The sequence below is a fragment of the Bacteroidota bacterium genome (assembly GCA_039714315.1).
In the GTDB taxonomy this organism is placed as follows: Bacteria; Bacteroidota; Bacteroidia; order Flavobacteriales; family JADGDT01; genus JADGDT01.
Genome location: JBDLJM010000241.1, coordinates 1 through 2,734 on the forward strand (window position 1 = coordinate 1; position 2,734 = coordinate 2,734).

The 2,734-nt window shown below is 37.1% G+C and carries 3 protein-coding genes; all 3 read left to right on the forward strand.

All coding sequences use genetic code 11. The features are described from left to right. Positions 1-213: hypothetical protein (locus ABFR62_13930; GenBank protein ID MEN8139517.1), on the forward strand; the 213-nt coding region annotated here is incomplete at its 5' end. A gap of 214 nt (positions 214-427) precedes the next feature. Beyond that, a complete protein-coding gene (rlmN, locus tag ABFR62_13935; protein ID MEN8139518.1) occupies positions 428-1,474 on the forward strand; it encodes a 23S rRNA (adenine(2503)-C(2))-methyltransferase RlmN in 1,047 nt (348 codons plus the stop codon). Between the two features lie 67 nt (positions 1,475-1,541). Then, the gene (locus ABFR62_13940) at positions 1,542-2,615 is read left to right on the forward strand and encodes a DUF481 domain-containing protein (protein MEN8139519.1); all 1,074 of its coding nucleotides are present in this window, start codon (positions 1,542-1,544) and stop codon (positions 2,613-2,615) included. Positions 2,616-2,734: the final 119 nt, after the last annotated feature.

The window sequence follows — 2,734 nt, forward strand, 5'->3', positions numbered from 1 at the left end:
GTTTTGCGTAATGTTGATTTTTTCGCCCTTTCAGGGCTTTTTTTCTGGGGAGTGTTTAAACATTATGCTTTGTGTAGTGTAGATTCTTTTGCCTTTTCAGGGCTTTATTTCTGGGGAGTGTTTAATCATTACGCTTTGCGTAATGTTGATTTTTTCGCCCTTTCAGGGCTTTTTCTTGAGAGGTGTTTAAACATTACGTTGCGCATAGTGTGATTTTTTCCGTCCTTTCAGGGCTCTCGTAATATTAATTGTTTTGCTCTTTCAGGATTTTTATTAAGCCCCAAAGGGGCATCATCATAAGAGAAAGGTTTAGAAACCTTTCTCTTATGATGGTTTTTTTATTAAGCCCTGAAAGGGCGAAAGCTTAAGATCTTGCTTTTTCTTAATTCTTTTAACTAATTTTGCATCAAATTTAGGAATTAGAATAATGGAGGAAATAACAAAGCGCGATATCAGAGCTTTATCGAAAGAAGAGATTACAGAGTTTTTTGTCAGCAATGGAGATAAGGCATTCAGGGCAAAGCAGGTTTACGAATGGCTTTGGAGCAAAGGTGTGCACGATTTTGAATTGATGACAAACCTGTCGAAAGCTACCCGTGCTTTGTTGAATGAACATTTTGTTATTAAGCATATCAAGGTCGACGATATGCAGCGCAGTAGCGATGGTACTATCAAAAATGCTATCCGTCTGTTTGATGACAAAGTAGTGGAATCTGTTTTAATTCCAACCGAAAGACGAACTACTGCCTGCATTTCTTCGCAGGTTGGTTGTGCCCTGAACTGTGCTTTTTGTGCCACGGCGCGCATAAAAAATATGCGAAACCTGAGGGCAGATGAGATCTACGATCAGGTGGTGGCTGCCCACCAGCAGAGTAATTCTTTTTACGGACATCCCTTATCGAATATTGTGTTTATGGGGATGGGAGAGCCTTTGATGAACTACGATGAAGTAAAAAAGGCTATTGAAATGATTACTTCCGATGAAGGTCTTCAGATGTCGCCGCGCAGAATTGTGTTATCTACTGCCGGACTGCCAAAGAAGATAAAACAAATGGCAGATGATGAGGTAAAATTTGGTCTGGCTGTTTCTCTACATTCGGCCATAGATGAAAAGCGTTCCAGAATGATGCCGATAAATATTAAGAATTCACTTTCCGATTTGGCCGAGGCTCTAAAATACTGGTACGATAAAACCAAAAGTCGCGTTACCTATGAATATGTAGTGTGGAAAGATTTTAACGATAAACAGGAAGATATTGATGCTCTTATAAAATATGCGAGAATTATACCCTGTAAAATTAATATCATCGAGTATAACCAAATTGAAGAAGACGGATTCGAACAGGCCGATCCAAAGGTGATCGATGCCTACCAGAGATCCCTTGAAAATGCCGGAATTGTTGTTAATGTTCGTCGAAGCAGGGGTAAGGATATTGATGCCGCCTGTGGACAACTTGCCAATAAAAAGTCTTAAAATCTGTATTTTTTTTTCATAAGAATAATTGTTAATTTTAGAATATACTTTCTAAAATAACTTTTTCATGAAAACTAATATACTGTTAATCAATGTGTTTGTGCTGGTTTCTTTTTCTCTTTTTGGGCAAAATGATACGATTGTCCTAAGTAACGGAAATGTACTTGTTGGAGAGATTAAAGGTATGGACCGTGGTATTTTAAAAATGGAAACACCTTATAGCGATAGTGATTTTTCAATCGAATGGGGTAAAGTAGTTAAAATAAATACTGAATCTCATTTCGTTGTGTCTATTGAGAAAGGCCGGATTTATGGTTCGAAAAAAAAAGACTCTGCCGCTAAAAGGGAAAAAGGAGGAAGATATAGTTCGAGCCTTATTCCTGATGAAAATGATCCGGCGAAAGTAAAAATAAAAACAGACGAAGGTTATATATCTGTAGATATTAAGGATATAGTTTTCCTCAGATCGTTTGAGGATAGTTTTTTTAGCAGGCTTAGCGCCAAGGTTGATTTTGGATATACTATTACTAAGGCAAAAAACCTCAGACAGTTTTCTGCCCAAAGTTTGTTGAGTTATGTTACAGACGACTGGAGCTCGGAATTCTCAATGAATCTTGTAAATAATACTCAGGATAGTGTTTCAGATGTAAGAAGAAATGAGTATAATATAACTTTCAATTATTTCCTTCCTCATGATTTCTTCCTGACAACGGAAGGTAATTTCCTGCAAAATGACGAGCAAAAACTTCAATTGAGATCTACCATTAAAGGTGGTCTCGGTTATTTCTTTGTAAAATCGAATGATACATACTTCAATACGAAGATTGGACTCGCATTTAACAATGAAGAATTTACCGATCCTGAAATTGGTGTCAGACAAAGTGCCGAAGCATATCTTTCGTTGGAATGGAGCCTGTTTGATCTGGATAATCTTGATTTGTTGACAAATATTGCAGTATATCCGAGTTTGTCTGAAAAAGGCCGAGTAAGAACCGATTTTAAGATTGATATAAAATACGATTTGCCAAAGGATTTTTATATAAGAGCAGGTACTTCGGTTAACTACGATAATCAGCCTATAGAAGGTGCATCCGATTACGATTATGTTGTTCAGACAGGATTTGGCTGGGAATGGAACTGATTTCCTGAAGAAGGTTTAATGGATCAAGTCCATTTTCTGGGGAGTCTTAAAAAATCAGGCATAAAGTTTACATAATCTGAACAAGAAAAATAGGATATCTTTCACTCCTCTAAATTGCC